This is a genomic window from Bacteroides sp. AM16-24, from assembly GCF_003471885.1.
In the GTDB taxonomy this organism is placed as follows: domain Bacteria; phylum Bacteroidota; class Bacteroidia; order Bacteroidales; family Bacteroidaceae; genus Bacteroides.
In genome coordinates this window covers 98011-124408 of the sequence record NZ_QRKI01000004.1, presented here as the reverse complement: position 1 = coordinate 124408, position 26398 = coordinate 98011, and the positions used below count along the sequence as shown (strand labels likewise).

30 protein-coding genes and 1 pseudogene are annotated in these 26398 nt (G+C 44.9%); 15 read left to right on the top strand and 16 right to left on the bottom strand.

All coding sequences use genetic code 11. The annotated features are described in order from the left end of the window. The first annotated feature begins 49 nt into the window (after nt 1–49). On the top strand, nt 50–463 hold the full coding sequence (locus DW182_RS06825; protein ID WP_118295064.1) for a DUF2141 domain-containing protein: 414 nt from the start codon (nt 50–52) through the stop codon (nt 461–463). A gap of 274 nt (nt 464–737) precedes the next feature. Here DW182_RS06825 and DW182_RS06820 read toward each other — a convergent pair whose 3' ends face one another. From DW182_RS06820 to DW182_RS06800, 5 genes and pseudogenes are all read right to left on the bottom strand, one after another. After that, nucleotides 738–2060 carry a sigma-54 dependent transcriptional regulator gene (locus tag DW182_RS06820; RefSeq protein WP_005775887.1) on the bottom strand — a complete coding sequence of 441 codons (1323 nt, stop codon included), beginning with the start codon at nt 2058–2060 and terminating at the stop codon, nt 738–740. Then, nucleotides 2053–3414: pseudogene (locus DW182_RS06815) on the bottom strand (hybrid sensor histidine kinase/response regulator); the annotation flags it as partial. The gene DW182_RS06820 and the pseudogene DW182_RS06815, both read right to left, overlap by 8 nt. Beyond that, nucleotides 3415–4290, bottom strand: a complete 876-nt coding sequence (locus tag DW182_RS06810; RefSeq protein ID WP_004329298.1) for a radical SAM mobile pair protein B — start codon at nt 4288–4290, stop codon at nt 3415–3417. Then, nucleotides 4287–4955, bottom strand: coding sequence for a radical SAM mobile pair protein A (locus DW182_RS06805; RefSeq protein ID WP_004329299.1), 669 nt, complete (start codon nt 4953–4955; stop codon nt 4287–4289). The genes DW182_RS06810 and DW182_RS06805 overlap by 4 nt, the downstream gene beginning before the upstream one ends. Next, on the bottom strand, nt 4952–5728 hold the full coding sequence (locus tag DW182_RS06800) for an MBL fold metallo-hydrolase (protein ID WP_118295063.1): 777 nt from the start codon (nt 5726–5728) through the stop codon (nt 4952–4954). The genes DW182_RS06805 and DW182_RS06800 overlap by 4 nt, the downstream gene beginning before the upstream one ends. A gap of 130 nt (nt 5729–5858) precedes the next feature. On the opposite strand from DW182_RS06800, the gene DW182_RS06795 reads away from it, so the two are divergent. Continuing rightward, nucleotides 5859–6758, top strand: coding sequence for an AraC family transcriptional regulator (locus tag DW182_RS06795; RefSeq protein WP_004329302.1), 900 nt, complete (start codon nt 5859–5861; stop codon nt 6756–6758). A 47-nt stretch (nt 6759–6805) separates the two neighbouring features. Here DW182_RS06795 and DW182_RS22055 read toward each other — a convergent pair whose 3' ends face one another. Next, a complete protein-coding gene (locus DW182_RS22055) occupies nt 6806–6994 on the bottom strand; it encodes a hypothetical protein (protein WP_005775886.1) in 189 nt (62 codons plus the stop codon). 23 nt (nt 6995–7017) lie between these two features. On the opposite strand from DW182_RS22055, the gene DW182_RS06790 reads away from it, so the two are divergent. After that, nucleotides 7018–7677 carry an AraC family transcriptional regulator gene (locus DW182_RS06790; RefSeq protein WP_004329304.1) on the top strand — a complete coding sequence of 220 codons (660 nt, stop codon included), beginning with the start codon at nt 7018–7020 and terminating at the stop codon, nt 7675–7677. Nucleotides 7678–7698: 21 nt separating this feature from the next. Here the strand turns inward: DW182_RS06790 and DW182_RS06785 are convergent, their stop codons facing one another. The 6 genes from DW182_RS06785 to DW182_RS06760 all read right to left on the bottom strand — a co-directional run bounded on the left by DW182_RS06785 (nt 7699) and on the right by DW182_RS06760 (nt 13473). Beyond that, on the bottom strand, nt 7699–8646 hold the full coding sequence (locus tag DW182_RS06785) for a relaxase/mobilization nuclease domain-containing protein (RefSeq protein ID WP_008759995.1): 948 nt from the start codon (nt 8644–8646) through the stop codon (nt 7699–7701). Continuing rightward, complete coding sequence (locus DW182_RS06780; protein WP_004329306.1) at nt 8643–9008, bottom strand: MobC family plasmid mobilization relaxosome protein; 366 nt, start codon at nt 9006–9008, stop codon at nt 8643–8645. The genes DW182_RS06785 and DW182_RS06780 overlap by 4 nt, the downstream gene beginning before the upstream one ends. 176 nt (nt 9009–9184) lie before the next feature. Then, nucleotides 9185–10123 (bottom strand): toprim domain-containing protein, encoded by a 939-nt coding sequence (locus tag DW182_RS06775; protein ID WP_005775883.1) that lies wholly within the window; start codon nt 10121–10123, stop codon nt 9185–9187. Nucleotides 10124–10380: 257 nt separating this feature from the next. Continuing rightward, nucleotides 10381–11586, bottom strand: coding sequence for a primase-helicase family protein (locus tag DW182_RS06770; protein WP_004328112.1), 1206 nt, complete (start codon nt 11584–11586; stop codon nt 10381–10383). A gap of 277 nt (nt 11587–11863) precedes the next feature. Next, complete coding sequence (locus DW182_RS06765) at nt 11864–12253, bottom strand: hypothetical protein (protein ID WP_004328110.1); 390 nt, start codon at nt 12251–12253, stop codon at nt 11864–11866. After that, a complete protein-coding gene (locus DW182_RS06760) occupies nt 12250–13473 on the bottom strand; it encodes a site-specific integrase (RefSeq protein WP_005775881.1) in 1224 nt (407 codons plus the stop codon). Before DW182_RS06760 ends, DW182_RS06765 begins: the two co-directional genes overlap by 4 nt. Before the next feature lie 302 nt (nt 13474–13775). Between DW182_RS06760 and DW182_RS06755 the strand changes: the two genes are divergently transcribed. Further along, a complete protein-coding gene (locus DW182_RS06755; protein WP_118295161.1) occupies nt 13776–16439 on the top strand; it encodes a transglutaminase family protein in 2664 nt (887 codons plus the stop codon). Nucleotides 16440–16489: 50 nt separating this feature from the next. On the opposite strand, the gene DW182_RS06750 is transcribed toward DW182_RS06755, so the two are convergent. The 4 genes from DW182_RS06750 to DW182_RS06735 all read right to left on the bottom strand — a co-directional run bounded on the left by DW182_RS06750 (nt 16490) and on the right by DW182_RS06735 (nt 19665). Then, nucleotides 16490–17263, bottom strand: a complete 774-nt coding sequence (locus tag DW182_RS06750; RefSeq protein WP_118295062.1) for a copper homeostasis protein CutC — start codon at nt 17261–17263, stop codon at nt 16490–16492. Nucleotides 17264–17395: 132 nt separating this feature from the next. Next, a complete protein-coding gene (gene rny, locus DW182_RS06745; RefSeq protein ID WP_021967590.1) occupies nt 17396–18931 on the bottom strand; it encodes a ribonuclease Y in 1536 nt (511 codons plus the stop codon). A 141-nt stretch (nt 18932–19072) separates the two neighbouring features. Next, entirely contained in the window at nt 19073–19363 is a 291-nt protein-coding gene (locus tag DW182_RS06740; protein ID WP_007213043.1) for a cell division protein ZapA, read from the bottom strand. Between the two features lie 8 nt (nt 19364–19371). Further along, complete coding sequence (locus tag DW182_RS06735; RefSeq protein WP_044155370.1) at nt 19372–19665, bottom strand: hypothetical protein; 294 nt, start codon at nt 19663–19665, stop codon at nt 19372–19374. Nucleotides 19666–20306: 641 nt separating this feature from the next. Between DW182_RS06735 and DW182_RS06730 the strand changes: the two genes are divergently transcribed. The 11 genes from DW182_RS06730 to DW182_RS06685 all read left to right on the top strand — a co-directional run bounded on the left by DW182_RS06730 (nt 20307) and on the right by DW182_RS06685 (nt 26358). Next, nucleotides 20307–20690, top strand: coding sequence for a DUF2141 domain-containing protein (locus tag DW182_RS06730; RefSeq protein WP_118295061.1), 384 nt, complete (start codon nt 20307–20309; stop codon nt 20688–20690). A 26-nt stretch (nt 20691–20716) separates the two neighbouring features. Further along, nucleotides 20717–21319, top strand: a complete 603-nt coding sequence (locus DW182_RS06725; RefSeq protein ID WP_118295060.1) for a hypothetical protein — start codon at nt 20717–20719, stop codon at nt 21317–21319. A 20-nt stretch (nt 21320–21339) separates the two neighbouring features. Then, nucleotides 21340–21957 (top strand): hypothetical protein, encoded by a 618-nt coding sequence (locus DW182_RS06720; RefSeq protein WP_044533421.1) that lies wholly within the window; start codon nt 21340–21342, stop codon nt 21955–21957. A 123-nt stretch (nt 21958–22080) separates the two neighbouring features. Continuing rightward, nucleotides 22081–22284, top strand: coding sequence for a hypothetical protein (locus DW182_RS22420; RefSeq protein WP_233564094.1), 204 nt, complete (start codon nt 22081–22083; stop codon nt 22282–22284). A gap of 19 nt (nt 22285–22303) precedes the next feature. After that, nucleotides 22304–22576 (top strand): hypothetical protein, encoded by a 273-nt coding sequence (locus tag DW182_RS22415; RefSeq protein ID WP_233564093.1) that lies wholly within the window; start codon nt 22304–22306, stop codon nt 22574–22576. A gap of 57 nt (nt 22577–22633) precedes the next feature. Beyond that, complete coding sequence (locus DW182_RS06710) at nt 22634–23221, top strand: hypothetical protein (protein ID WP_118295059.1); 588 nt, start codon at nt 22634–22636, stop codon at nt 23219–23221. After that, a complete protein-coding gene (locus DW182_RS06705; RefSeq protein ID WP_118295058.1) occupies nt 23218–23991 on the top strand; it encodes a hypothetical protein in 774 nt (257 codons plus the stop codon). Before DW182_RS06710 ends, DW182_RS06705 begins: the two co-directional genes overlap by 4 nt. A 1-nt stretch (nt 23992) precedes the next feature. Next, on the top strand, nt 23993–24277 hold the full coding sequence (locus tag DW182_RS06700) for a transcriptional regulator (RefSeq protein WP_007666109.1): 285 nt from the start codon (nt 23993–23995) through the stop codon (nt 24275–24277). 184 nt (nt 24278–24461) lie between these two features. After that, nucleotides 24462–25304, top strand: a complete 843-nt coding sequence (locus tag DW182_RS06695; protein ID WP_118295057.1) for an alpha/beta fold hydrolase — start codon at nt 24462–24464, stop codon at nt 25302–25304. Beyond that, nucleotides 25305–25775: an RNA polymerase sigma factor gene (locus tag DW182_RS06690; protein ID WP_007666083.1), complete on the top strand. Its 471-nt coding sequence runs from the start codon at nt 25305–25307 to the stop codon at nt 25773–25775. Next, nucleotides 25765–26358 (top strand): hypothetical protein, encoded by a 594-nt coding sequence (locus tag DW182_RS06685; RefSeq protein WP_118295056.1) that lies wholly within the window; start codon nt 25765–25767, stop codon nt 26356–26358. The genes DW182_RS06690 and DW182_RS06685 overlap by 11 nt, the downstream gene beginning before the upstream one ends. Nucleotides 26359–26398: the final 40 nt, after the last annotated feature.

Sequence of the window (26398 nt, the reverse complement as noted above, 5' to 3'; positions counted from 1 at the left end):
ATCCGTGTCGTCCGCGTATCTATTTATAAACTCTTTAAAAACAAATCAAATGAAAGCAATGATTATTAGTTTCGTATGTGTTTTGGCTTTTGCAACTCAAAGTCTGTCTGCACAAAATCTTACTCTGGAAGTACGTGGTATTGAAAATGTAGCTGGTAAACTCTATGTTGCCATCTACAACTCTCAGGAGACATTCATGAAGAAGCCGCTTGCCGGTTTTGCAGTAGAGGTGAAGGATAAAGTTGTGTCTATCCCCTGTAAAGGACTCCCGGCAGGAACTTATGCCTTCTCCATGTATCAGGATGAGAATGGAAATGGTAAATTGGATACCGGTGCTTTCGGTATTCCTGTGGAGAAGTTTGGTTTCAGCAATGATGCCGAAGGCGTTATGGGCCCCCCTTCTTACGAAAAATGCAGTTTTACCTTCTCTGAGGATACAACTTTAGTGGTACATCTGAAATAAACTTCAGATAATTATGAAATTCTGGAAGATTTTTATAACCACTTTATTAGCAAGCAGTTCTGAGGATAAGGTAAAAATGAGGTAATGATTTGGCAACCCTGTCTATTTCTACGTTCTGCTGTGAGTTGCTGTCAATGTCTCTCGTCTTGGTACAAAAGTAGCAATAAAAATCGGATACACATCAAAATGTCCCATGATTTTTATCACAGGACGTTTTTTATCTTCGCTGAATAATCCGGTTTAACCGTTACTTCTATTTTCGGCAAGTTGCGGGCTATGATTGCTGAAATTTATACTTTAATCCATACTCTTCCAACTTGCTATACAGCGTTGTACGTCCGATTCCGAGCAATTCGGCGGCAACCTTGCGGTTTCCGTTTGCCTGCTTCAACGCGCGTAAGATGCGTTCCTTGTCCTCCGCATCGTTTCGCAAGGCGAAGCTGACAGGTGAGGTCGGTTTCGTTACGGCAAGTTCCAGATGCTCTTTCATGACAACTCCCGTCTGTGCCTGCAACACCGCGCCCATTATCTTCTGCCGAAGCTCACGGACATTACCCGGCCACGGATGGGTCAGCAATGTCTTACGGGCTTCCGCATCGAACCCAGTCACGCTACATTCCAATTCATTGTTAGCAATCTCACGGAAGAACTCCGCCAACGGCATGATGTCCTCCTGACAGTCACGCAAGGGCGGAACAGTTATCTCGAAGTCGTGCAAACGGTACAGCAAATCCTGTCGGAAACGTTTTTCAATGACCGCTTTCTCCAGATCCTCGTTGGTGGCGGCGATGATGCGGACATTGAAACTCTTGTCCGTCTTGTCACCTATAGGGCGGTATCTCCGTTCCTGTATGGCACGGAGTAACATCTGCTGGGTTTCCAATGCGAGATTGCCTACCTCATCCAAGAACAATGTGCCACCCTCTGCCTCATTGAAGTATCCTTTCTTTGTGCTGTCCGCACCCGTAAACGCGCCTTTGACATGTCCGAAGAATGCCGAGGGCGCAAGGTCTTTGGAGAGTGAACCGCAGTCCACAGGCACAAACGGTTTCCCTGCCCTTTTGCTCTTATCATGCAGATGGTGGGCGATATGCTCCTTGCCCGTGCCGTTCTCTCCGAATATCAGCACGCTCATATCAGTAGGGGCAACTAATCTTATCTGTTGCATGATTTTCTGAAAGGCGGAACTGTCACGGGCAAAAACGGGCATACGATTTCGTCCGATACTCCGTTCTTTCAGGATGGTATGAAGCAGAGGCATAAGTTTATCCTCCACAAGCTGCTTGGGGATATAGTCCAGCGAGCCGAGTTTCATACTTTCGACTGCCGTATGCACTTCGGCATAGTTGGTCATGATGATTAACGGTTGTGTCATGCCTTCCTTGCGCATCCAGCGCAGCAGGTCGATGCCGTCACCGTCGGGTAGTCGTAGGTCAGAAACCACGATGTCCCCGTCTGAGGCTTGTTGCAGAAGTTTCTTCGCGGTCGAGAGGTGGTAAGCCTGCACGGTACGGAATCCTTCCCGTGCCAGCAGGTTGCAGACAAACTCGCAATACACGATATTGTCCTCCACCACGATGATTCTTGTTTTATCCATTTTCGTATTTTTCCTTTCTTCTTTTGCCTGCCGGATAATTTCAGCACCTTTATCCAGCACAGCCGGTCACCGCTTTGCATATCGCTTCGTCATCTGGAGTGGCACTTCCATGAAGTTGGGCGTAAAGTTCCCTCAATGGCTGGTCGGCACGGAGAATCTGCCATGAACTTCGCAGATGGTGTGTAAGTGTGTCCAGTTCTTGGAGGTCTTTACGCTGTTCTGCATCCTTGACCGCCTGCATTTCCTTTTCGGTTTCCGCTATCAGTTTGTCCTGCATGACGGATTCATTGCCATAAGATAGCAGAGTGGAAAAATCCGGCTTTTCATCCAATATGCTGCTTAATGCGCATTTATCCGTAATCTCCATCAGTTCGGATATGGAGAACGGCTTGAACAGGCATCCGGCAAATCCACGCCCTATAAGTTCCTCCTTGCTGCAACTGCCCGAAGCGGTTGTCACGACTATGGGAATACTCTTCGAGTTGCCTACATTGGATGAGCGCAACAGTTCCAGCAGTTCAAAACCGCTTATCTCAGGCATATTCAGATCCGTCAGAAGCAGGCTGTATTCCTTTTTTCGTATCAGCTCCATCAGTACCGAAACATTGGTACAGGTATCGCAGTGCATCCCTTCCTGGGCATACATTTCTTTCAACATAAGGAGAAGTACCTCGTCATTGTCGATGGCAATCACATCATGGCAGATATGATTATGGCGCATTTGCGCTTGAATTGTCTGTTCCGGCAGTTCCTCGGCTGTCTGCATGGGAATTTCCACCGTGAAGCGGCTCCCTTTGCCTTTCTCGCTTTCCAAGCGTATAGTTCCACCGAGCATCGCCACAATACGCTGCACGATGGACAATCCTAATCCGAAGCCGTCTTTTGCGGCGGCATTTGAAAGACGTTCAAATGCACCGAATACTCGTTGTTGCTCATCTTCGGTCATGCCCGTACCGGTATCTTCAACGATAAGTTTCAGCAAACCGTTATCATAATCCGCTGCCAATGATACACTACCGTTATCCGTGAACTTGATGGCGTTTGACAACAAGTTGTTGCCGATTTGCAGGATACGTTCCTTGTCGGTCAAAACCACCGCATCGGTGTGGCTCTCCACTATCAAAGTCAGCCCCTTGTTCATGGCAATGGGCATGAACTCCGTTTCAAGAATATGCGTGATTGCGGAAATCCTGCAAGGGGAAAGGTTGGGTTGCTCCTTGCCGTTGTCCAGACGGAAGAAATCCAGCAGCGTGTTGAGCATCTCCCGCATACGCTCGGAAGATTGCCGGATATTATCCACATACATGGTGCTTTTATCCGCGCTACAACTTTTCTGCATCAGTCCGGCATAGCCTCATTTTGTCAATCGTATTTTTTCGTGGTAGAAGTAGTTTACGATGACAGGTTTGCCTTTTTCCGAGCGTCCGTATGGCAGATCGTTTATACGATACGGGAAGCCCTGCTCCTTGGCGTAATTTGAAATGTCCTGCTCCAATGCCTGCCAGTATTCAAGCCTTTTTTTATTGTAAATTTCCTCGTAAAGCGGTATGAGGTCAGGATACTTCTCACGGATATACGTCATTATCCCGCCTTTGAACTGCCCGCGTAAATTCAGGTTTTCAAGCCAGATTAAATCAGCATAATCTTTTACCTCCTCTATTATTGCCTTCACGTCTGTTATTCTGGGGAATATGGGCGAGACGAAGCATACGGTGCGGATACCTGCCTCGTATGTCTGACGCATCGCTTTCAGACGGCGTTCAATGCTTACGGCGTTGTCCATATCTGCGCAGAACTGCTCGTCGAGCGTATTGACAGACCATGACACAGTCACTTTGGGAAAACTCTTCAACAGGTCGAGATCGCGAAGGACAAGATCGGACTTTGTGCATATCATAATCTCGGCATCGCTTCCTCGCAGCTCTTCGAGCAGCCTTCGGGTACGGTGGAATTCTTCTTCATACGGATTGTAACCGTCCGTCACAGACCCTATTACAACACGTTCACCGTCGTATTTATGAGGATTCGTTATCGGCTTCCAGTTTTTTACATCTAAAAACGTACCCCACGGCTCGGTGTGCCCGGTGAACCGTTTCATGAACGATGCGTAGCAATACCTGCAGGCGTGGGGACACCCTACATAAGGGTTGACCGAATATCCTCCCACCGGCAGAGAGGATTTGGTCATTACACTCTTTACATCTATTTCCTTTATTGTATCCATATTCATTGTATTCGTCTGGTAAATTGTTCCGGCAATTCCTGAATCATTCTTTCGTCGCCCATAATCGGCAGCAAATCCTCTTTCATGAACACCGGTATGCCATGAGCCTTTGCCTGTTCTGCAATGCTAAGCACCCATTCGGGGCGCGAATATGACTTTCCTTTTCGGTTTCCGGTCTCTGTGCCTATGACAATCCAGTCAATTCCCTCGAAATCAATCTCGCCGATATCATCGAAGAGAGGTTCAAACGTGACATGGTAGTGTCGTGCTTTGATATTCTTTTTCAAATCATCAATCCTCCTTTTCTCGGAACTGCGCGTGACGGTCACGCCCATCCATACGTTCTCGTCGTCAGAGGAGAAACTGATTTTGTCAGGGCGCTTCGTCAGAAAGATATAGGCGTGCTGGGGATTGCTGCTGATCCGCTCGAAAATTTCTGCGTTCCATTCAGGCTTCCAATCGGAGAAATCGCTCATTCCTGTCATGAGCCACACATGAGGACGGGACGTATCGATGATGCGCAGTTTTCGTTCCATGTATTCAGGCACGGAAAAGTCGTCGGTAATGTGGAAACGGCGGCAGTTGTTACGGGCATAGCAGTAAGGGCATCCTATAGTGCACCCTACCACTATGTTCATGTTTTTTATCAGGGATTTAATGCAGACACTCATAACACAACTGTTTCTCCGTCCTCCGGGATAATCAGCCGGCTCATGTCGGCTTCGTGATGCGTTGCCTCATTGCGCAGAATTGCACGGGTGGTCTGGCAATGGTCGATGGCATCCATGTGTACGGCTATCAGCTTGATATGCGAAGGCAATTCGTCAAGTATCTGCATCACTTCGTTCTCGTCGGGGATGATAGGACCGTCCGTTTTGGAAAATTCGGGAAAGATTGCACCTCCGGAGTTTACCACGATATAGTCAGGATTGAACCATTCCACGGTGTCTCGGATACATGCTTCCCATCGGCAGTCACCCATTATATAAACGGTCGGGAAGCCCTCGGCTTTTAGCACATAACCTGATACAGGTCCCATCATCTGCCCGATCTGCCCGAAACCATGATGTCCGGTCGTGCGGTAAATGGATATGCCGTCTATTGTTTTTATTTCTTCGATGGGTATCACATTTGTAAATCCGTCGTTTCTGATGGCGTCCGCGTCCTGGGGCTGAACGTAGAAAGGAATTTCTTTGGGCAAATGTGTGGGGACACTCGGCTCGTAATGGTCGATGTGATTGTGGGTCAGGAGCACCATGTCCACGCCTCCGATAATATCCTGAATAGGAATGGTGAGGTGTACCCTCGGTGTTTTATTCACACCGAGGGCCGATATCAAAGTGCCTTTGTCGGCTAAAACGGGGTCAATTAGCATGGTGTGTCCCGCATACCTGATTTTCAAGGTGGCATTGCGCACCAATTGTACTGTGGATGTCTTTTTCATGACTATATGTCTTGTTATTGATTACGGGTGCAAAGTTCGGAAGAATCCGGCGAAACATCTATGCCTGAAAAAACGGTAATTATGCCATTTTGATAAATGAAATTATTATCTTTGCAAAAACGACAAGGATATGGACGAGATAATCAACCCTGATCGACTGGTCAGCGTACCGTTCAACAAGACACGCTGCGGCGTGGATTTTTACATCAATACTGCCATAAACAAGGACATCGGACTTGTGCTGACAGAAAACAAGCGGTTTAAGACAGACTTCTTCAGCTTCTACTTTTTCCGTAAGGCAAACGGATATTTGCTACTGAACTTCCGCAAGATTGAACTGCGCGACGGCATGGTTCTCCTGCTTTCACCCCATCAGCAACAAGAGTGGCATGTAGATGAGACGGCGTTGGATTACACGTTCCTTATATTCCGCGAAGATTTCATGCGTACTTTTATCGCCGACAAGTTCTTCGTTTTTCGCCTTTTGTATTGTTACCAGACAGATACGCCGCCTTACATCAATGCCACACATGACGAAATGAAGGAATATATGCGGCTGCTCGGAAAGATTAAGTATGAGCTGATGAATCCAGTGTCCGATACGTACAATATCATTGTTTCCTTACTATATTATCTTTTGCTGATTATCAATCGTACATACGCTGCCGCCTATTGCTTGCCCGCTGAAATTGCTAAAAACAATTTCGCTTTTCGGTTCAAGGACTTGTTGGAACAGAATATCCGCACCCACCAGCGGGTGCAGGAATATGCAGACATGCTTCATGTCAGTCGCATCACACTCAATAACTCAGTAAAAGCCCAATTCGGAGTATCAGCTACCCATTTGATAAAACAACGTCTGCTTGAGGAACTGAAGAACGAATTGCTATTCTCCAACCGCACTGTCAGTGAAATGGCGGATGATTTCAATTTCTCTGATCCGAGCCATCTCATGCGCTTCTTCAAACAGCAAACAGGCAAAACATTTACTCAGTACATGACGGATTACAATAAAGGCATATACGAATAACTTCTTAATATAGTCGATAGCGGCTATCGAAATATGGTTGTTGATGTTCAGGCGTTTTTGTACTGCATGAACCATTTTACGATTTCTGGATCTTCGTGCGAGCCGAGTAAGAAAGGCTTGTCGGTATCCAGCGTCTTTATCCGTGCCATGTCGTCGGCCGACAGGGTGAAGTCTAATATGTCGAGATTCTGCTTCATGCGTTCCGGTTTCACAGACTTAGGAATAATTATGCACACTGATATTTATCGCGCCCGGACAGGTGTTCGGTGCGGAAGATGACGGCATGCAGTTCCAACCAGATGGCTACCTGCTTATGTTCCATCCCGACCTGCTGCGGAATACACCTCTCGGGCGGATAATGCGTGAATATTCGTTCTTTTCCTACGAGACAAACGAGGCATTGCACCTTAGTGTGGAAGAACGGCAAATCATCATGGATTGCTTCCACAAGATTCAATATGAATTGAACCATCCGATACACCGTCACAGCAAGAACCTCATCACAGACAGCATCAAGACGTTCCTTGATTACTGCACACGTTTCTATGACCGCCAGTTCATCACACGCGACAACCAAAACCGAGACATCCTCGCAAGATTTGAGCGGTTGCTTGACGAATACTTCCATGATGGGGCTGCTAAACGGATAGGCTTGCCCACTGTACAGTATTGTGCAGACAAGCTCTGCCTCTCGCCCAACTATTTCAGTGATTTATTGAAAAAAGAAACAGGTTCAACCGCCCTGCATTTCATTCATGACAAGTCTATTGAAATAGCCAAGACGGAACTTGCATCTACAGACGACACCGTTAATGAAATCGCCTATAATCTCGGTTTTCAGTACCCGCAACATTTTACCCGACTGTTCAAGAAAGAGGTAGGTTACACTCCGAATGAATATAGAGCGCAAGTGTCGTGAGAATTGGATTAGTACAGAATATTAGAACCCAACACCTCTCTTGCGCTTAACTTTCTTCCTTCTGCGAAGTATATCCACCATTTCCTGATTGGCTTCCGCATCAGCAGCGTTATAAGATGAGCCACTGCTTTTTAGCAATCCCCAAGAGCCGTTGAACAACTCGCTTTGTGCCGTGCCGGACGGTGCGCTTGGTGTAGCCGTTTCATATATTCCGGCTGTTATTCCCATACGTTCCCTGCATCTGTTGTGCTGCAAAGCCGCGTCAATCTTGGAATAACTGAAACGCCTGTCCACTTTGGAGCCGTTGAAATGGTAGCCATTCATGGAGAATACAACACCCTGCACCTCGCTGGTCTGCCCCTTATGCTTGAAATATACTTCCACTCCCTGCCGTTTCAGGTTGGCGATAAGCACGTTCCAGTTGCCGCATCTGCCGACTTCCATTTTGATGATGTCGTAAAGCGCATATTTCGTCCTGTCTGGCTCTTTCAGGCGGTTGCGTTTGACATTGTCCTTTCCGCCAGCCATATGCAAGCCGTATTTCAAGGTCAATTCCTTGCAGATGCGGGTACTGCGCAGACGCTCGTGCCTGTCCGATATGGTATTGCCGTTGTTGTCTATGCGGTTGAAAGCAATATGCACGTGCGGATGCTCCTTGTCGAAATGCTGGGCGATGAAGAACTGCGTATTCTTGATTCCCATCCGTTCCATATATTCAAGCGCGATGCCTGCCATGATACGGTTCGTCAGCCGTAACTCATCCTCTTTGGAAAAACTCAACGCGATATGTCCGACAGGTTTTGTCACCTTATCGTTCATCCGTGACTGGGCATTGAAACTCATGGCGATAGTTTCCAGATTTTCCATAAACAAGCCTTCGCTTGCTACTATCTGCGTATCCTTCTTCTTGTCGATGATGTAATCCACCACACCCTTGAAGTCGCTTCCTTTTACGATTTTCGCCATCATATCCCTATCTTGGTTATAAGTTCATGAATCCTTGCCACTGCCACCTTGCAGTCCCACCGTTCATCGTGGAAGCCTCCGGCGTTTGCCTTACGCGCAAGCTGGTTGAGATTGTTAGCCATGCCGCAGAGTTGGCGGATGTATCCGGCATGTTCCTCCGACAGCCGTTCTTTCACATGACCGTTACGGAAACATTCCCTCATGTACTCGCTTGGTGATACGCCCGCCTCATGCGATCGTGTCAGCAGGCGGAAGTAGTCGGCTGCCGTCATTTTCACTGCGATACGGTATTTCAGTTTCTCGGTTGCTTCCTTCTTGGGGCGACCTCCCTTGTTGCGTTCCTTGTGTTCCTTTGTCTGTTCCATATTTTATTCCTTTTAATTCAGTTACTGATTCAACTGTATAGACCGACGGGATGCCACCTCCTGCAATTTGGATGGTGGGTGGCAAGCGGTTTCGGTACACCCGAAACACAAACTTGCTACCTCCCAATCCTTAAGGAATGAGTTTCGGGCATCTCCCGTTTTTCTCATTCGGGATGTCATAATCCCAACCCTTTCTTCTTGGGTTTTACGATAGTTCTTGGCGGTGGACTAACGGCTAATTTCTGCCGGATTCCACGCAGGTAATCGTTCAGGTCTTTATGCCCTTTGTAGTTGTCGGAGAAGTCGCGGATGCGTCCGGCGAACTTCCTTTCCAATTCCCGATACGCCTTTCTTCCCGCCTCGTCATTGTCGAGCATGCAGTGGATACGTCCATACCCGTGCAGCACATCTATAGCTTTGGAAACATTGGCGGTCGAATTGAGGATGACGTAATCCTGCCTGTCAAGGTCGGGCAAGTTCGAGCAGTTCCTCTTCCGCAACGTGAGGAATGAAAGATAGTCCATCATGCCCTCGAATACAAGGCATTTCTCTCTCGCTTCTCCCTGTTGCCGAATATGGCTGATGTCTTTGGGTGCGACACAGCCTTTGAAAAAACGGTTACGCACTTCAAATCCTCCCGCCACATTCGGAAAACCGATGGCGAAATAGGGCTTGCCGTTATGGGTGAAGTGGAGCTCTTTACATTGCGCCTTTGCCAAAGCGATGTTTATGCCCCGTTCCTGCAAGTATCGGAGCAATGCCGGATGGGTGAGTTCGCCCACCTCCAAATGTTGGAAACTCGGTTCGGATGCCTGCTGGCGAAAAGAGAAAGATATGGGACGGATGTGTGGTGCCTGTTCCGCTATCTTGCCAAGCAGATAAGGCACATGGTCGGATGCGTACAGTACCCCTGCAAGTGCGATGATGTTACCACCTCTTCCCAGTCCATAATCGAACCACAGGTTGCGGTCGGTGTTCACCTTGAACGAGGCTTCCGTTTCCTGACGGAACGGGGATTTATACCACAGGCAGTTTCCCTGTTGCTTTACGGGCGAATAACCCAAACTTTGCAGATAGTCCGCAATTTTGATTTGTTTTGCTTCTTGGATGTTCATGATATAATTTCTATGGATTTGATGATGACTGTAAAAACGTTGATTTGATGAATGGGATATGTATTGTCCTATACGTTAATGCTTTATATTCTCAACATCTTCTCAACAAACCACTCACAAATAGAGAATCCAACAAACTGATGCTGTTTCCCTCTCAACTTTTCTTTTCGATTGTTGAGAATTTGTTGAGAGTGTATGCTGTTTATTATCAGTATGGTTATATCATTATTCATCAATTCAACAAAAAAAGAATAGTATTACAGGGATTCAAGTTGTTCCCTTGTGACGGTGTAGAAACGACCGACTCTTTTTATCGGCTCATATCGGCACTCCCGATTGTAATTGAATTGGTAAGTGGTATATGTAAGCCCGTTAGAGGCAGGAGTAAGTTTCCAACATTCCTGCAATACCTTTCTGACTTGGTGCTTCTCCACCTTTACCTGCGAATGTACCAGCAAAAGAAGAATGTCGTTGTGGCAGAACGAGAATGTGTCCGTGCCGACACTTTCCATAATGTCAAGGATAAGTTCGCACATCTCTATCTCCAATCGGTTGCGGTTGCTGCGGATAATCTTCTGCAAGGCTTCGGTATGCAGCAAAGAGGGCGCAAACCACATACGGCTTTCCTTTTCGGTGGAAAGTTGTCTGTATTGCAGGTAATACAGAAAGGCAGGTATCTCAGCTTTCAGCTTTTGCAGGAAGTCTGTGTCATCGGATTGCAGACGGTCTATCTTGCGCACCCAATAGCGTGTTTCACCTGCATCAATGATAACAGGCAGATACTCGTTGTTGGAGCATAGCACGAACTTGGCAAAGAACGCTATCTCGTCACGGTCTTTGCCTTTGGCTTCCACCTTGTAGGAAAGTGTGGTGCTGAGGTTCTTCAACCGCTCGCTGTCCTCCCTGCGGTTGAGCAATACCTCGTCCACCACGATGAGCAGTTTTCCTGCCCAGTCGGAATTGAACTGGCTGCGGAAGTCCTCGTTGGTATTGAAAGTGACATTGTTTTGAAACACAGCTTTCAGGAAGTTCAGGAATGTACTCTTGCCCGTGTTGCGTTCTTCTGATACCAACAGCAGGATAGGCAGTTTCTGCACGGGTTGCAGGTAGAGCAATTGAAGATAGTCCATGCCCAATTCATACTGTTCACCGAAGATATGGCGCACCAATGACCGGATACAGGGAAACTCGCCTTGTTGCGGACGGTGTCCTATCGGCTCGTAGAGGTTCAGGAACTTGTCCACCACGGGACGGTAGTCCACATGGTCGGGGACGGTGCAGAAGCCGTCGTACTTCGGCACGGTGGCGAGATAGTCCTTGCCGTAGTCCTGCCGCAGTGTTTCGTTGTTCCACACGATGCGCTTCTTCACATAGCCTCCGTTCAGACGGGGCTGGTTCACTAACTTGTAGAGGGTAGTACCCACACGGATAAACTCCTCATTTTCAAAGTTGCCTTGTTTCATTAGCACTTCATTTTTTTGTTTAATCAGTGCAAAACTCGGCAATTAGCGCAGAACGGATTAACAACTCACGCATACCTCACGTAAGATTTTCTTGGATTTGGCTTTATGACATACAACAAAAGCCCGAAGAAATGCCATTCTAATGGATTTTTCTTCGGGTTTGTCGTAATCGTACGTATGAATGGCAATACACCTATTCACATACTCGTATAAATACATTGTTGGCAATGGGAATACGCATAGGTCTCACTACTTCATGTCGTCATATCATTAGAACTTATGCCTGATAATTAGACATATCCCAACCATTTATACCCAGCGAAAAGAAGATATTTGTTTTCTCTTTTCGCAAGTACAGCCTTTTAAATATGGCATTGCGCACCTGTTCCGCACCGAAGCTGTCAATGCGGAAAGCAAGTGCGACTATCATCGGAAAGCTGAACACATCGGCATGATACCCGTTCTCCTGCCGAACATACTTCTGTACCTCGTATTCTTTTAATGCTCCACTGTTATAGATGTTTCTGATGGCAGAACGAAGTGTCGGAGCAATTACTCCGAACAGTTCCACCAATTCCGGCTCGCTCATCCAAATGTTTGAGACATTCTCCGGCATGATGATATTGCCGGATTCATTCACTGTTATGCTGTTTCTTCTCATACTCATGACATCGTTATTCCGTTAAACGTCTTACTCAGTTTGTCGCCGAACATGGTCAGGTCGTTGTCGAGCTTCTGCGTGGTTATCTTTGCGTAGAGTTGGGTCGTGACTATATTCGTATGTCCCAACACACGGCTTACGCTTTCAATGGGCATCCCCTTGCTCAAAGCTAATGTTGCGAAGCCATGACGACTGCAATGAAATGATATTGACTTGGTTATGCCACATTCCCTTATCATCCGTTTCAACGGTTTGCAGATAGACCAATAGTTCAAGCCGGGGAATATACGATTGTCTTTCTGCATCGGTCGGTAGCGTTCGACTATCTGCAAGGGTATATCCAGCAGCTTCACTTGGAAGGCGACTTTTGTCTTGTGGCGTTTGGACAATATCCACTTCTCGCCGTTCACCTCCACGATGTTGTCATTCGTCAGTTCCTGAATGTCCACGAATGACAAGGCGGTGAAACTGGCAAAGATGAAAATGTCACGGATGTATGCGAGCTTGCTGTCTGCAAACTCATGTGTCATGACCGCTTTCAGTTCATCCTCCGTCAGATATTCCCGTTCTTTCACATTGGGGCTGATATGAAACTGGATGAAAGGATTGCGCGGTATCAACCCGTTATAATGCGCTTTCATGACCACGCCTTTCAGCCACATACAGTTTGCCCATATCGAACCGTTCCGCAATCCGGCTTCAGTCGAGAGGTATGCGGCGAACTCCTTGATGAAATCGGGAGTAAGTTCCAACATGGACATATCGCTGCGTCTGTAAAACGACTTGATAAAGGCGGCTACATGGTTTCTTGCCCGTACACGTGCCCGATAGGTAGCCATTACCCTGTCTTTGCCTACCCGTTTCTTGAACACTTCGTTCTCACGGTCGAATGCTTTTAGCAGCGTCTCATACTCGCTGCCGATTCCCTGATAGGCGTTGCGCACCATCTCAGCCGTAACAAATGCCTCGCGGTCTGAAATGCGCTGGTAATGTTTGATGATTTGCGCCTTGATGTTGTCAAGGGCAAGGTTGATGTCTCGTGCCTCGCGGCTCTTGCCTTTCGCCTTGTTTCCTTTCACGTCCCAAAGCGTTTTCGGGATGTTCTGCTTACAACTGAACTGCGCCACAGTCCCGTTGATTGTCACTCGTCCCATGATGGGGACAATACCGTTTTTCTCCTTGCTGCCGTTCACGTAGAACAGAACCTTGAATGTGCTTCTTGCCATACTCGTTTTTTGTTTGCAAAGTTATTACTCAACGAGTTAGACCTTGATATGCCAACCTGTGCCACAAGCTGCCAAATACAACACGGTGTGTTAAAAATCACCATTCGGCGGGTAATGATTTGGAGACCGTTCTTCTTCATAAATCCGCTTTCCTTTACGTTACCTCGATTTTTCGCCTGTCCTCATTTGTCTTCGCAAACGCCTTATTGACAGGCATTACGAAGACATTTGTCCCTTTTTATTCGTCTTTTCCAGAGATATTCTTTAACTTTGTAGCTCACACCTTAATTAATGTAAGTATTATGAGACGAGCTACACAACTTTTCGGAATATGCTGGCTACTTTGTCTGCTTGCTGCCTGTGGAGAATCCCATTTCATGACCGATGCCTCGTATCGTTTGCGCGTGGAGCAGGACTTTCAGCAAAAGAAGGCTCTGATGCCGCAGGGAGAACTATTTACGATACTGGATGATGCTTCGCTGAGCACTTATGAGCAGGAAGCCTTGGAATTCCTTTATGCCTATATGCCACTGGCGGATATTACTGATTATCCCGGTGAATTTCACTTAATGAATATCCGCGCATCCCAGCGTGCCGCAGAGGAAATGCCTTGGGGAAAGACCATTCCCGAAGATTTGTTCCGCCATTTTGTACTTCCGGTGCGGGTGAACAACGAACAACTGGATAGTGCGCGGGTAGTGTTCTATAAGGAGTTGAAAGACCGTGTGAAGTCCCTTTCTTTGTATGATGCCATCCTGGAAGTGAACCATTGGTGTCATGAGAAAGCCGTCTATATGCCTTCCGATACCCGTACCAGTTCACCACTGGCAACAGTGAGTACTGCTTACGGGCGTTGTGGCGAAGAATCTACCTTGCTGGTGGCGGCACTTCGCTCGGTAGGTATTCCGGCACGGCAGGTTTATACACCACGATGGGCACATACGGACGATAACCATGCATGGGTGGAAGCCTGGGCAGATGGTAAATGGCATTTCTTGGGTGCCTGCGAACCGGAACCGGTACTGGATCTTGGTTGGTTCAATGCCCCTGCCAGTCGCGGAATGTTGATGCATACAAAGGTTTTCGGACGTTATGAAGGAAAAGAAGAAGTTATGTCCGTTAACCCCACGTATACGGAAATCAATGTAATTGATAATTATGCACCTACAGCGCAAGTCAAGGTTATGGTGAAAGATGAAGCGGGAAATCCGGTTCCTGACGCCTGTGTGGAGTTCAAACTCTACAATTATGCGGAATTCTATACCGTAGCAACGAAATATACCGACGATAGTGGTGTGTGCGGACTGACTGCCGGAAAAGGGGATATGCTTGTCTGGGCCTCCAAAAATGGTCGTTTCGGTTTTGCCAAACTTTCTTTTGGCAAGCAACCGGAACTGACTGTAACTCTTGATAAGGAAGCGGGTGACAGTTTCACGGTAGATATTGATATCGTGCCTCCTACAGAGAGTGCCAACTTGCCCGAAGTGACGCCGGAACAGCGGGCGGAAAATGACCGCAGACTGGCGATAGAAGATTCTATCCGTAATGCCTATGTCGGTAAATTCATTTCGGAAGAGGCGGCACGCAACTTTGCGAGAGATTATAAATTAGATCGGGATGCAGTAGCTAAGATTCTTATTGCCGCCCGTGGGAACTACAGAGTAATTTATGAGTTCATGACTCGTCTGCGTTCTGAGAACTCCAGGAAAGGAGGAATAGACCTTTTGCAGCAGATTTCGGCAAAAGACCTTCGTGATGTCCGGTTGGATGTGTTGATAGATCACATGCAGTCTCGTGTACGCACGTCGAATACCGGATATTTCCGTAAATATGTACGCAACCCGCGCGTAAGCAATGAAATGTTGACTCCGTATAAGACTTTCTTTGGCAAGGTGATTTCGAAAGAAGATGTTGAGGCTTATGTGGCAGAGCCTATGAAGATGGTTGCATGGGTGGCAAAGAACATCCAGGTGAACAAGGAATGTAATCTGGGGGCACCTCCTGTATCTCCCGAAGGTGTGTGGAAAGCACGTTTGGCCGATGCCCACAGTCGTGATATCTTCTTCGTGTCCATGGCACGCAGCATGGGAGTGCCTGCACGCATTGATGAGGTGACGGGTAAAGTACAACTGATAACTGACGATGGAGCCATAGATGTGAACTTCGAAGCAGCCGGACAGGCATCTGCGCAGAGGGGCAGGCTTGCAGCTAAATATACACCGATTCAGTCATTGGATAATCCGAAATATTATTCTCATTTCACTATTTCCAAAGTAACTCCGCAGGGTAATTTGCAGTTACTGTCTTATGATGAGGGTGACACAGACATGGGTGGCGGCGTTACATGGAGCAGTTTGCTGAAGGAGGGAACGTCTCTGGATGCCGGAGATTATATTCTGGTAACCGGTACCCGCCTGGCAAGTGGTGGTGTATTGGCGCAAATGACATCATTGAATGTGAAAGCAGGCGGACGTACAGAAACGAAACTGGTGATGCGTGAAAACAAAGATGAAGTACAGGTTATCGGAAACTTCAATTCGGAGAGCTTGTTCACAACATTGGAAGGTGGTAATAAGCAAAGCCTGCTTCAAGCCTGTGGCCGTGGATATTTCGTTGTCGGTATTCTTGGAGTGAACCAGGAGCCTACAAACCATGCCTTACGGGATATCTCTGCTTTGAAAACCGACTTGGAGAAATGGGGCAGAAAGCTTGTATTACTCTTCCCGAATCAGGAACAAGTCGGCAAATATCGTGCTGCTGACTTTCCCGGTTTACCCGATACTGTGATTTATGGAATCGACACAGAAGACATTGTCCAGCAGATTGTGAAGAATATGAAGCTGAAACGCAAAGATACATTGCCCATATTTATCATTGCCGATACCTTCAACCGTGTGGTGTTTGTTTCACAAGGTTATACCATTGGCTTAGGTGAGCAGTTGATGAAAACGGTGAAAGGACTATGATGAGAATGAAGAAAGGACTATAAGAAAAGAAACAGTAGAGTGGGAGAGGCTTATTTACAAGCCTCTTCCTGTTTCAGATCGGTCAATGCCTTTATCGTTTCTTTCACACGTTCTACAGTAGTGATAGGGCGTTGATATTCTTCTATGTTCACAGTACCCCCCATCGAAACAGTTCCGTTCCTATGCAGCATCTTGCTTTCGATAGTCTCTCTTGCTGAGAAGTGGAACTCCCGGATACCGGTTTCCGTGGCGATGTGAGCGATATTATTTTCATTTACTCCGCAACCTGCCAGTAGGATAATACGCCCGTCTGCCTGCTGCTGCAATTTCTTTAATAAAGGGATGCCCTGTTCGGCCGTGGCCTGTGCACCGGAAGTAAGAATACGGTTACAACCTAACTCTATGATTTGCTCCAGCGCTTCCTGCGGATTGCGGCATACGTCGAAAGCACGATGGAACGTTATGGACATACCTTGTGAAACTTCGATCAGCTGCCTCATTAAGGACAGGTCTACATCTCCTTTAGCGGTAAGACAACCGAATACAACTCCGTCTGCTCCCAATTGACGGGCGTTGTCGATATCCTTCAGCATAATGCGTTGCTCAATGGGGGAGTACAGAAAATCTCCGCCACGGGGACGGATGATGACGTGCAAAAGAGTCTTTGTTAAGGCTTCCCGGGCAATGACGATATCTCCGTAAGATGGGGTAGTACCTCCTTCCGGTATTCCGGCACATAGCTCCACCCGGTTTGCTCCCCCTGCCTGTGCGGCGAGGCAACTCTCTACGGAGTTGGCACAAACTTCAAATTGATATGGCTCCATAATTGACAATCAGGATTACTTGGTTTGTGGATGCAAAAATAAGAAACAGTTTCGTGAATAGCAAAGAAAACAAAAAGAGGCAGGGATTTTTTGTTTCCCCACCTCTTTATCACTAATTTCAATCTTTACAATTTATTTCGCATAACTTACTGCGCGTGTCTCACGGATTACCGTGATCTTCACTTGTCCCGGATACGTCATCTCATCTTGTATCTTCTTCGCGATTTCACCGGAAAGGTTTTCAGTCTGCTTGTCGTCAATCTTATCGGCACCAACGATTACGCGCAACTCACGACCTGCCTGGATAGCATACGTCTTCGTCACACCCGGATAGGCCATTGCCAACTGTTCCAGATCGTTCAGTCGCTTGATGTAAGCTTCAACAATTTCGCGGCGTGCTCCTGGACGGGCACCAGAGATAGCATCACATACCTGTACGATGGGTGCCAAAAGGCTCGTCATCTCCACTTCATCGTGGTGGGCACCGATAGCGTTGCAGATATCCGGTTTTTCTTTGAATTTCTCAGCCAGTTTCATACCATAGAGTGCATGCGGCAATTCCGGTTCTTCATCGGGCACTTTGCCGATATCATGCAGCAATCCGGCACGTTTTGCTTTCTTGGGGTTCAGCCCCAGTTCCGATGCCATCACAGCACAAAGGTTGGCTGTTTCGCGGGCATGCTGCAACAGGTTCTGACCATAAGAAGAACGATATTTCATCTTACCGATAATACGGATCAGTTCAGGATGCAAACCATGGATACCGAGGTCAATCGTAGTACGTTTACCGGTTTCGATGATTTCTTCTTCCACTTGCTTGCGTACCTTAGATACAACTTCTTCGATACGTGCCGGGTGGATACGTCCGTCAGTCACCAACTGATGCAGTGCCAGGCGGGCTATTTCACGACGTACAGGGTCGAAAGCTGATAATACGATAGCTTCGGGCGTATCATCTACTACGATTTCCACACCTGTTGCGGCTTCAAGCGCACGGATATTGCGGCCTTCGCGACCGATAATGCGTCCTTTGATTTCATCCGATTCAATGTGGAATACGGTCACTGAGTTTTCGATGGCAGTTTCCGTAGCTACACGCTGGATAGATTGTATCACAATACGTTTTGCTTCCTTACTTGCCGTCAGTTTGGCATCGTCCATGATGTCGTTGATGAAAGACTGTGCCTGTGTTTTGGCCTCTTCTTTCAAAGATTCGATCATGCGTTCTTTAGCTTCTTCGGCCGAGAGTCCGGAAATGGTTTCCAGTTTCTCAATTTCCTGCTGTTGCAGTTTATCCAGTTCGTCTTTCTTCTTGTCGATAATAACCAACTGGGCTTCCAGGTTTTCTTTCACCGCTTCAGCTTCCGACTTCTTACGCTGTATCTCTTCCTGGCGTTGGTTCAGCACCAACTCACGTTGTTTCAACTTGTTCTCCGCTTGCTGAATTTTCTGGTTGCGGATCGCCACTTCTTTCTCCAAGTCTGCTTTTTTGTTCAGGAACTTCTCCTTTACTTCAAGCAACTTATTCTTTTTAATCACTTCCGCTTCAGCCTCGGCTTCTTTCAGAATATTGTCATATTTGGACTTCAAACCATGCTTGAAGAACATGTACGACAGAAATCCACCGATAATGAAACAGGCAATGGATACTAGTATTGTTACTGTCATTTCAATTTGTTTTAAGTATATAAATAAAAAACGCACTGCAAGAAAGCCACCCTTGTTTTCAGAAGGGACACTTTCACACAGTGCGTGGATTTTCTAATTCTTTTGCTGGCTTTGGTATTTTGAGGAAAAGCTTCCGGACGTTTACAGTCCTTTGAAGTATGTTTCCAACACCTCTGTCAGTTCTTCTATCTTGTCGGCATACGGACGAGTGTCGTTTCGGTTTTTCATTTTCAGGTTCTCCAAGGCAAATTGATAGGCCACCATGGCTATAATCTTCTCAGGAGTCACATTCTGGTAATGTTCTCGATACGCATTGAGCCGTATATCCACCTGTTTGGCTGCTTCTCTCACCATTTCTTCCTCTTCACGCAATATGGTGAGGGGATAGGTGGAGCCTGCCATCTGTAGGTTTATCTTTATCTTATCGTTCATACATCTTGTTATTCATTCAACAAAGCGATGCATTTATCGACTTCACGCACTAATTTGGACAATCGCAGTTTCGTCTCTTTTACGTCGCTGCCGTTAAGGCTGATTGTCATTGCTGTTTTTAGGTTCGTATAGTCATCTTCCAAAGCTTCATATTCAGCATGTACCTGCTCGCATTCTTCTTGTTTAGTTTTTAGAAGTTGCTTTAATTCAGCATTTTCGCGCCTCAATTCATCATACAAAAAGATCAAATGGCGCAGTCTCGCTTCAAAGGTACTTAATCGCTTCTTTTCTTCGTCAGTCATTACTATACCAAAATTGTACACAAAAATACAATTAACTTGGAGATTACAAAAACTTTTCAGGGAAAAATGTTGCCTGAGCATCGAAATAACATGAAAACGGCACTTATGCGGACTGAAAAGGGTTTGTTTGGCGGATGCCTAAAACTATTCCTATTTTTACAAGAAACTAATCCCGGCATTGCGATGAACTAATATTTTCTTGCATATTACTATTCATACAACAGCTATAAAAGTTTCATACAACAATTATATTTCTTTATTACAACATTTGTTGTAAGAAACTATAATATATATTGTATGAATAATAAAATGCAAGAAAATATTAGTTCATCGCAATGCCGGGATTAGTTTCTTGTAAGGTAGGTATTAGTTTCTTGCAGCGTAAGGGGTAGCTTTTTGCAATGGTGGAATTATTCGTCTCTATTAGGTGATGGTTTACTGAGTATCTGTCATCCTGAGCTTCATTCCTGTGCACTTGTGAATTAATTCCGGAGTATTCGTACCTTCTTGAAAACTTTCTTTTTATTTTTCATAAATTAATTTATAAAATAATTTGGTTTATAAAATAAACCATCTATCTTTGCATCGGAGTTCGAACCCGAAATGTATGATTATTGTAGAATTTTAATAGATGTACAGTTATGAAAACGATTGGTTTTAAGTGGGTTGCATTGTTTGTTGTAAGCGTATGTGCTGTCTCGGTATCAGCACAGAGTGACTTGACAGTGAAAGTGAAGAACATTCGTTCTGCAAAAGGAAAGGTGATGATTGCTGCTGATAAAGGGCAATATGCAATGGTGGATGCTATGGGTGATACGGTAACACTTGTATTAAAAGAAGTGCCCGAAGGAAAATGTAAATTGTATGTCTATCACGATGAAAACGGTAATTATCAACTGGACCGGGAAGACGGGATACCAGCAGAGAATTGCGCGATTGTAGATTTGGACATGACGGCTGAAGCAAAAACGATTGATGTAGAGTTGAAAGATGTAAAGGCCTTACAGGACAAAGCAAAAAAATAATTTTATATATAAAGAGAAACACTGTTATGGAAGACAAGAAAATGACTGAAAAGGAGAGTTTGGAACTTATCACACAGATGATACAGAATAGTAAGAAAAACCTTCGGTTGGGGAATGTGAATATCCTTTTGCTATGGGGGTATCTTTGTACGATAACTGCACTTGTGGTTTATGTTCTGATTCTGATAACTGGTAATCCGCTTTGGAATTGGTTATGGCTGGCTATACCGGTTATTGGTTTTCCGGTGATGCACTGGTTGAAGAAAAAGGAAGATAAGCCGGTTTTGACTTACACGGATAAGGTTTTACTTGCTATCTGGAGTAATATCGGGCAATATGGAATTGGTATTTCTATAATATCTGCTCTCTATTTTGACTCCATGTTATTATTGTTGCCGATTATTCTGCTGCTGTGCTCATTGGGAGTTAATATTATGGGGAGTATCATAAATGATTCATGGATGAGAAATGCTGCTGGTTGTGCATTGGCAATATCCGTGGTTATGATATCGCATATTCTGTTTAATCCGCCTGAATTCAACTTTATGTATCCTGCCTTTGCTGTTTGTTTTGTTATTATGTTGATTATTCCCGGACATCGATTGAACAGAAGACATACAAAAGAGTAATTGCATTAAATCAATAAATTATGGAAGATAGAAAAATAACCGAGCAAGAGAGTTTTGAACTCATCTCTCAAATGATACAGAATACACGTCGTAATCTAGATGCGGGGAGCGGAAATATATTTCTGTTGTGGGGATATATTGGAACCATAGCGACTTTAGTTGTGTACGGAGGCTTATGTTTTACGAAAGACCCTCATTGGATGTGGGGCTTTTGGGGAATACCTGTTATTGGAATCCCTTTGGGAATATATTTAGAACATAAATCACAGAAACGGGCTAAAGCCTATTCGGATAAGGTGCTGACTGAAATATGGCGTATACTGGGTGGACTTTGTATGGCTGTGGCAATAGGAGCTACCTGTATGAAACAGTTTGAATTTATCCTGCCGTTAGGAACATTGATTATGTCGTTGGGGAGTATTATTACAGGTGTTATTGTTCGCTACAAGGCTTTTTATCTTTTTTCGTCAATCGGGTTGGCGATAGGCTTGTATATGGTGTTTGTAGCAATGGGAGAAGATGCTCCTACCTATGTTTCTTTACTTTGTTTCGCTGTGGCTGCTGTCTTTGCAATGATTATTCCCGGGCACATGCTGAATTATGCAGCAAGGAAAGAAAACTATGTTTCAAATAACTAACTGGAGGAAATACTATGAACTCACTTCTAGGCTGTCTTCTTATTGGAAACATGGTGTTGCTGGCTTTCTTGCTGGTGAAGGTGCTCGATCTCACAGATTATTAATTTCTAAAGTAGACATGAAATGATGGATGTTGCAAGATTAGATAAACAAAAGAGCCAATTATGGTGGACGGTTACGATACTGATGATAATGTGCATGTATTGGCTTTCCAATGTCGTATTATGGGTTCCTTGGAGTCATAATCCGCAGTTGGGAATACTGTTGATGCTTACGGTGAATCCTCTTTTCTGGGCGGCAAGGTATTTATATATGTCTGGCTTCTGAAAATAGAACAGGGAATCTGATGAAAAAAGCCCTTGTGGTGGCATCGCTTGCCGTTGGGATATCGTTGATTTTTGATTACCTGTTTTTTGCAGTATACATGGGGTCGAAGGATGTTTGGCATATCACGACTTTTTATGGTTATGCCTGGTTGGCTGTATTGACATTCGGCGAGGTACTTTTATTAAAGAAAAAGTTGCTTACCAGACAATATGCTGTGACGACAAGGCTGTTGCTGATATTAACCCTGTGTTTATTGTTTCTGCTGTTCTTCCTGTTTTATTATTTAATGTAAGATAAGGAATGAATGTTCGTTTGTATGTATGATTTCGGATAAATAAAATAGTTGGTAATGGATAATAAAAATATGACTGAGAAAGAGAGTTTGGAACTCATCACTCACATGATACAGAACGCAAAGTACAAGATGGCTGAGAACGCCGGAATGCCTTTTCTGATATGGGGATATTTGTGTACGGTGATATCTCTGGTGATTTGGTTTCTCCTGAAAGAAACCGGTAATTACAACTGGCAATGGATGTGGTTCCTGTTGCCCGCGATTTCTTTTCCTGCCACCTTGTGGATAAACCGGAAGAAGCAGAAGATGGCACGAACCTATATCGACCGGATATTAGGGTACGTCTGGACCGTATTTGGGCTGGGTGGTTTTCTGATAACCTGGGTCGCTATCTTCTACTGGAGTTTGCCTGTCTTGTTCATCATACTGCTGATAATGGGAATGGGTACGGCGTTGACCGGTCTTATTGTAAACATGAAGGTAGTGACTATAGGAGGAACTTTGGGAGCTCTGTCGTCATTAGGTTGCCTCTTTATACACGGATTCGACCAGATATTGCTTTTTGCATTGGCTTTTATTTTTATGATGGTTATCCCGGGACATTTTCTGAACTATAAAGCGAAGAAAGGAGGCGGTATATGACAAAAAGTCGTTTCGAGAATTTCCTGACCTCTTGGAAGTTCTTTTTGTTACTTGTACTTTTGCAGTTCCTTTTGATGCCGATGGCGACGAAAGGCTTTAAGTTTGAGGCTGCGGGAGATTTGATATTTTATACACTGGGGCATGCCTTTATTATGGATATGTACGCTTATGCTGTTTATTTTCAGATAGTAATGATATTGGCTCTGATGGCTGTTATTGTCTGTAGAGGTAAGTTCAGCAGATGTTTTATGGCGATTGCAGGGTGTTTCTATCTGCTGTATGCCGTGATACAAAATATGGCTGTGACGGAACAGTACGGTTTCAGCATGGTGACGGTGAATGTGGTGATGATGGGATTTGTGGCATTTATCTGGTTTTGGTCTGCGTGGAAGGGTAATACCGTATTCTCTTTTGATAATATTACCTGGAAAACGGGTTGGACAATTCCTGTTGCTCTATTCTGCCTGTGGTGGCCGATGGATTTACGTACGGCTTTGCCCGACTTCCGGTTGCACTATCTGCTGGATAGCGGCGCTGTGCTGGGCTTCTGCCCGATGACGCCTGTCTTTCTTACTTTGCTGATATTGAGTAAGCGGAGTGTAAGCAGGGTTGTGTTGCGGGTGACGGCAATGGTAGGGGTTATTATAGGATGTTACAATATGGGCTATTTTGCCACTGATACCGGATTTTATCTGGGACTGTATCATTTGCCCCTGTTGGGTATATCCCTATTTGCATTGTTGAGTAGTAAACGAAAGAAAAACGAATGATATGTTTAAAGAACTGAACCCTTTGCTCCACTCTGAGCTGCGTTTAGCGGTGATGTCGTTGCTTATTGGCGTTGAAGAGGCAGACTTTGTCTTTATTCGCCAACAAACAGGGGCAACGGCCGGCAACCTCAGCGTGCAGATTGACAAGCTCAATAAAGCAGGCTATGTGGAGGTGACAAAGACGTTCAAAGGAAAAATGCCTTGTACTCTCTGCAAGATTACGCCGCAGGGGGTGGACGCCTTTGAGGAATATGTGGAGGCACTGAAAACGTATATTATAAAATAATGAAAGCAGACTTTGTGATCAGAGTAGCTGGCTTTCTCTTACTAATTTCTGGATGGCTAAACAAATGATATATCCGGAAAACTTATAGAATAGACAGAAATCAGATTGAAGTTTTCCGATACTATTCTCTTTTTCTTGTAACATTCCGGAGTGGCCCGTATCTAAAGGAAAAACTTTAGAATATATGGCGATGAAAAGATTACTTTTGACCCTGATGTTATTGGGAACTTCTCTTTTGATTTTTGCACAGGATTATCCTTTTTCGGTAGTAAAATCGGGAACAGGAAAACAAGCGGTTATATTTATACCCGGTTTTGCATGCTCGGGTGATGTCTGGGCAGAAACAGTCAGCGTACTGAAAGACAGCTATACCTGCTATGTGCTGACGATGGCGGGCTTCTCGGGCGTTGCACCTGAAGAGTGTCCATCATTCGAAAGATGGAAAATGCAGATTGCAAAGTTTATCAAAGAGGAGCGGATAGAGAAACCTATTCTTGTGGGGCATAGTATGGGAGGTGGTTTGACACTTGCAATTGCGGCTGAATTCCCGGAGCTTACAGGAAAGATTGTGATTGTAGATGCCTTGCCTTGTCTGATGGCTTTGACAGTTCCTGATTTTAAATCTGCTCCTGATAATGACTGCACTGATCTGATTGACAGGATTACAGCTATGGATGAGGAGCAATTTGTGCAAATGCAAAGAATGAGTGCGGCAACGCTTACCACTGATTCATTGAGATTTGCCGAAATAGTAAACTGGGGATTGGCATCTGACAGAAAGACGTATGCTAAACTCTTCTGTGATTTCTCGAATACAGATTTAAGGGAATGTATAAAGAATATAGTTGTTCCTTCTCTCGTACTTTTGGAGCCTTATTTCAAACATATAGATACGGTCATTAAGAATCAATATAAGAATTTGTCAGTAGCACAAATCAGATATGCAGATAAAGGCTTGCATTTTGTGATGTTTGATGATAGGGAATGGTTCATCCATCAAATTTGTGAATTTATAAAAGAGCGTTAAGTGGAATTTGAAGATATATATAGGAGGTACTGGAATAAAATATTCCGCTTATGCATGGGGTATGTAAATGACTACAGCTTAGCTCAGGACATGGCTCAGGAAACTTTTATTAAAGTCTGGCAATATCTGCCTACCTTCAGGAATGAAGCCAATATTGATACTTGGATATTTCGTATTGCAACCAATAACTGTCTGCGTCAGCTGGAACGGAAGAAGCAAATCTTATCTACGCAGTTTCCTGCCGATTTATTTGAAGATGAAAAGACGGATATTGAGCCGCAGATTCAGTTACTATACAAGTTTATTGCAGAACTTTCGGAGATAGACCGCATTATCATTTCGCTGGAACTGGAAGATGTCAGGCAAGCGGATATAGCGCAAATCATTGGATTGTCGGAGAGTAATGTCCGTGTAAGAATTCATCGTATAAAAGCCCAGTTAACAAGAAAATTCAAAGAATATGGAGAGTAATATTGATATAAAAGAATTGTGGAACAGGCAGGCTGTTCCGGCTGCCGATCAATCTGAAATATTGAATAAGATCAGCCGTTTCAGAAAGAGCGGTCTTAAAAAGGGGATATTTCTTGATGTTATCTTAGTGTTGACTATCCTTTTTATGATATTTATCTGGATCTATTTCAAACCGCAATTCTTGAGTACTAAGATTGGAATCATTGTGGGAATCTTGCCGATGTGTATTGTGGTGGTGGTCAATCGGAAGATAACTTCTTTGTATAGGTCATTGGACGAGAAACAGTCGAATATCGATTATCTGAATAATTTGCTTATGCTGAAAGGGAAAGAAACTTTCATGCAGACTAAGGTAATGAGTTTATATTTCATTTTGCTATCCTTCGGTATCCTTCTTTATATGTATGAATATACTCTTAATTCATCTTTTACGTTCAGACTGATAGCGTATTCTGTTTTGTTTTTATGGATTGCCCTTAATTGGTTTGTTCTGCGTCCTGTAATGATTAAAAAGAATAGGCGGAAGATGGATTGCTTGATCAGACAGATCGAAAAGATTAAGTCGCAAGTGGATGAATTTTAGTTTCTAAAAAAAAGTTGTACATTTACTCGCTCAAAATAAA